General features: G+C 76.9%; 3 protein-coding genes. All 3 read left to right on the forward strand.

All coding sequences use genetic code 11. The annotated features are described in order from the left end of the window. On the forward strand, window positions 1–762 hold a 762-nt coding region (locus BG452_RS32370; protein WP_188307921.1), incomplete at its 5' end, for a glycosyltransferase. Between the two features lie 46 nt (window positions 763–808). Further along, entirely contained in the window at window positions 809–1627 is an 819-nt protein-coding gene (locus tag BG452_RS32375; RefSeq protein WP_188307922.1) for a Wzz/FepE/Etk N-terminal domain-containing protein, read from the forward strand. Then, window positions 1624–2657 (forward strand): GNAT family N-acetyltransferase (locus tag BG452_RS32380; RefSeq protein ID WP_188307923.1); only part of this gene is annotated, 1034 nt, incomplete at its 3' end. The genes BG452_RS32375 and BG452_RS32380, both read left to right, overlap by 4 nt.

The following is a 2657-nucleotide window of genomic DNA, read 5'->3' on the forward strand; positions in this document are numbered from 1 at the left end:
GAGGGCCGGCCGGTCACCCGAGGCGTCAAGGGCCTCTACCTGGCGGCCGAACGGCTCGGCAGCACCACCGTCGCGGTCTCCCGGCAGGTCTCCCAGACCCTGCGGTCCTGGGGCGTCCCGCCGGCCCGGATCGAGCTGATCCCCAACGGCATCGACACCGCCGGCTACCGTCGTCCGCCCGCCGAGCGGGCCGCCGCCCGCCGCCGGATCCGGGCCGAACTCGGGCTGCCGGAGGGCAGTTGGGTGGTCGGCGGGGTCGGCCGGCTGGTCCCCGGCAAGCGCTTCCAGGTGCTGCTGGAGGCGCTCGTCGACCTCGACCCGGGGACCAGGCTGGTGCTGGTCGGCGAGGGCCCCGAGCGGGCCGCACTGGAGCGCCGGGCGGCCGAACTCGGCGTCCGGGAGCGGCTGGTGCTCACCGGCGAGCGCGACGACGTCCCCGACCTGCTGGCCGCCATGGACGTGCTGGCCGCCCCCTCCACCGCGGAGACCTTCGGCCTCGGTGTGCTGGAGGGCCTCGCGGCCGGGCTGCCGGTGCGGCACAGCGCCTGCCCCGCGCTGGACGAACTGCCGCCCAGCGCCGCCCCGCAGGCCCGCCGCATCCCCTCCGAACCCGCCGCCTACGCCGCCGCGCTGCGCGACCTGCGGCAGCTGAGCGGCCACACCGCCGACCCGCTGCCGCACCCCCCGGCCGTCGGCCACTACGACATCGCCCGGGTCGCCGCCGACCTGGGCGCCCTCTACGACCGGCTGGCCCGCGTCTGACCGCCCGCCGCCGGAACCGCCGTACCAGACCCAAGGAGCCACACCCATGACCACACCGCGCCGAAGCGCCCGCCACCTGGTCCGCCGCTGGTGGCCGGTGGCGCTCGCGGTGCCGCTGGGCGCCGCGGCCGGCGGCGGGTACGCCGTCGTCTCGCACCCCTCGTACTCCGCCAGCGCCTACGTCCTCGTGGTGCCGCAGAACCCGGGGGAGGCGTCGACCGCGACCAACTTCGCCCAGGCGTACGGGCGGCTCGCGGGCCAGCCGCAGGTGCTCGGGGTCGCGGCCGCCGAGACCGGCCGCACCCGCTCCGAGCTGGAGTCCCAGGTCTCCGGGACGACCTCCCCGGACGCCCCGATGATCGAGATCACCGGCACCGGCAGGCGCGCCCAGGAGGCCGCCCAGACCGCGGACGCGGTGGCCCGCTCGCTGGTCGCCTTCGCCAACACCAGCAGCAAGGACACCAACGTCCGGCTGGTGACGCTGGCCCCGGCCGCCGAGCCGGACAAGCCGACCACGCCCTCTGCCAAGCTGGACGTCGCGGTCGGCGCCGCGGCCGGGCTGCTGCTCGGGTCGCTGGTGCTGATGACCCGTCGGCGCGGCGGCACGGACACCGCCGAGACGCCGGTGGCGGCGCAGACCCCCGAGCCGAGCGAGCCGAGCGAGGCCGCGGCAGCCGTGGAGCCCACGGCCCCGGCCCCGGCCACGCCCCGTCCGCGCAGCGAGGAGCAGCGCAGCAAGGCCCGGCCGAAGAGCGAGCAGAAGACCGAACCGAAGGCCGACCCGAAGGGCGACGCGAAGCCCGGGCCCGAGGCCGGGTCCAAGCCCCCGGCCAAGGAGAAGACCGCAGCCGGGAGCGGACGATGAGCACCGAGGCCCGCGCCGCCGGCCTCCCGGCCCAGTCGGCCGCGCCCACCTGGACCACCGAGCTGCGCCGCGAGGACGACGCCCTGGACACCGTCGCCGAGGAGTGGGACGCGCTGGCCGCCCGGTGCCGCACCGCCACCTTCTTCCAGGCCGCCGCCTGGCAGCGCTCCTGGTGGCGCCACTACGGCCGGCCGGGCGCGCTGCTGGTGGTGCTGGTCCGCCGGGACGGCCAGCTGGTCGGCGCCGGCGCCTTCACACGGCGCGGCGGCCCGTTCGGCGGCCTCACTGGCCTCGGGGCCGGGCTGGTCGACTACGGTGACGTCCTGCTCGACGACGACTGCGCCGACCGGGCCGCCGCCGAGTTCGCCGCCGCCCTCCCGCTCACCCGCCCCTGGCACTGGCTGGAGCTGCGCGAGGTTCACCCCGAGGCCGCGGTGCAGCGGGTGTACGAGCACTGGCGCGGTGCCCGGCGCCGCTACCAGGACTCGCTCTGCCAGTACCTCCCGGCCGTCCCGATGGAGCGGCTGCTCAAGCGGGTGCCCGGCAAGACCGCCCAGCGCAGCCGGGTGAAGCTGCGCAAGATCGCCGAGGCCGGGGTGCAGGTCCGCAGCACGCCGGTGGACGAGGTGCCGGCCGCGCTGGAGGGGCTGCTGCGGCTGCACTTCCTGCAGTGGCAGGAGCGCGGCGTCACCGCCGAGCACCGCACCGAGCGCTTCGCCCGGCACCTGACCGAGTCCACCACCGGCCTGGTCGCCACCGGCCGGGCGGCCGTCCACCAGTTCCACCTGAACGGCGAGCTGGTCGCGGTCAACCTGCTGCTGCTCTGCCCCTCCTTCGGCGGGCTGTACATGTACGGCGCCCACCCGGTGCTGCGCGAGCGGCTGGACATCGCCGGGCTGCTGTTCAGCGCCGCCCTGGACGAGACGGTCGGCGCCGGCATCCCGGTGCTCGGCCTGCTGCGCGGCCAGGAGCCGTACAAGCAGCGCTGGCGGCCGGACCGGATGCCCAACCAGCGCCTGCTGCTGGGCCC

It is taken from the genome of Streptomyces sp. CBMA123 (genome assembly GCF_014596465.1).
GTDB lineage: Bacteria > Actinomycetota > Actinomycetes > Streptomycetales > Streptomycetaceae > Kitasatospora.